This is a genomic window from Polynucleobacter sp. 35-46-11, from assembly GCF_002281105.1.
The window spans coordinates 1-1,789 of sequence record NZ_NCFJ01000510.1 but is presented as its reverse complement, the minus strand read 5'-3'; the positions used below and the strand labels follow the sequence as shown (position 1 = coordinate 1,789).

The following is a 1,789-nucleotide window of genomic DNA, read 5'->3' as shown; positions in this document are numbered from 1 at the left end:
GTGTGACAGGTTGATTGAGCTATACGCACACCAGCACAACATTGATATGAAGAGTTTTGCTTGGATTGCCTTGGGTTCTGAGGGCCGCTCTGAGCAAACCATTGCAACCGATCAAGACAACGCCCTGGTGTTTGCGGGAGAGGCTAGCGATGCTGTTCGGGAAAAGTATCTTGCTTTTGCTCTAGATGTGAATAAGGCCTTAGACGTTTGTGGCTATCCATTGTGCAAGGGTAATGTGATGGCAAGTAACCCGAAGATCTGTTTAAGTGAGGCCGAGTGGAATCGTAAGTTTGCCCATTGGATTGATGAAGGTTCTGGTGAGAATTTATTAAACGCCAGCATTTACTTTGACTTTAGAAGAGTTGCGGGCAATCCCGACTTACTTCTGAAAATGAAGGAAATCATTCTGACTCATGCCCCTCCCAATCTGCGTTTCCTGAAGCAGTTGGCAGACAATTCATTACGTATGAAGGTGCCTATTACTTGGCACGGCGGTTTGGACACGATTAAGCTCGATGGTAAGCAGTGCATCGATTTGAAAAAACATGGCACTGCTATCTTGGTGGATGCGGCACGAATTTATGCTTTGGCAAACGCCATACCTGAAACCAATACCAGAGAGCGTCTCATAGCAGTGGGTCAGGCTTTAAAAATCCCTGAGGCAGAGTGCATGTCCTGGGTGACGGCATTTGAATATCTGCAGATGCTACGTTTATCGATTCAGATTGATGGTCATGAAATCGATGGCAATCCAAATGCCATTGAGCTCAATAGCTTGAATAATATTGATCGACGTATTTTGAAGGAGTCCTTGAGCGTCACACGAAACTTCCAGCAGCGCCTCGAGCGCGCATTTGGTCAATAAACATGAATATCGATTGGATTAAGGGCTTGTGGGGCGCGGCACCCATGGATCCATATCGTTGGGTTGTGCTGGATGTAGAGACGACTGGCTTAAACACCCGTAAAGCCAGTTTGATAGAAATTGCTGCAATCTGCATTCATTTAGATCCAGTGACCCAAACTCTAAAAATTGATCTGGCTGATAGCTTTGAGATTGTGCTCAAACAGCAAACCATCAAAACATCTGATAAAGAAAATATCTTGCTGCATGGCATTGGGGTGCAGGCTCAAAAGGCGGGTGTTGATCCAGCTACTGCGCTACTCCAGTTTGAGGAGTGGATTGGTAATGCTCCATTGTTTGCCTTTCATGCGGTATTTGATGAGGCGATGATTCAAAAAACCTTTAAGCAATTCTTAGGGCGAAAGATAAAGAATGCCTGGATTGACATCGAGCCATTGGTGGCGAAGTGTCATCCTGAAGTAAAGGCTAAATATATGGATGACTGGATGCAGTTTTTGGGGATTGAGTGTGCAGTACGTCACCAGGCTGCAGCTGATACCTTTGCCACTGCAGAAATCATGATGCAGATTTGGCCACTATTAAGACAGCATGCCAGCTCAATTGAAGAGATTGAGCAGCTCGAGAAACGTCTGCGCAAATTGCCTCGTCACTAATAAACCCCGCGCAATCCCTGAAGGGCTGGGGTTTGACTCAATTAAGTACTTGTTTCTTATAAGGAAATCAGGGGTTAATACCTAGCAATTTTTAGGGTTAATACTAGTTATTTCTTTTGCCAATACCCACGATATTAGCGATTAATGATAAATAGCTGCGTATTTTGCGGTTATTGATCGGATAGGACTCTGGGGAAACCTGGAATTATGGTTATAACTAAAGCGATTCTCTGGAGGGAATATGCAACATTCTCATGACGCTCACGGCTAC

2 protein-coding genes are annotated in these 1,789 nt (G+C 44.8%); both read left to right on the top strand.

Annotated elements, in window-relative coordinates:
- Positions 1-865 (top strand): DUF294 nucleotidyltransferase-like domain-containing protein (locus B7Y67_RS17015; RefSeq protein ID WP_293599645.1); only part of this gene is annotated, 865 nt, incomplete at its 5' end.
- A 2-nt stretch (positions 866-867) separates the two neighbouring features.
- Entirely contained in the window at positions 868-1,518 is a 651-nt protein-coding gene (locus B7Y67_RS17010) for a 3'-5' exonuclease (protein ID WP_293599644.1), read from the top strand.
- Positions 1,519-1,789: the final 271 nt, after the last annotated feature.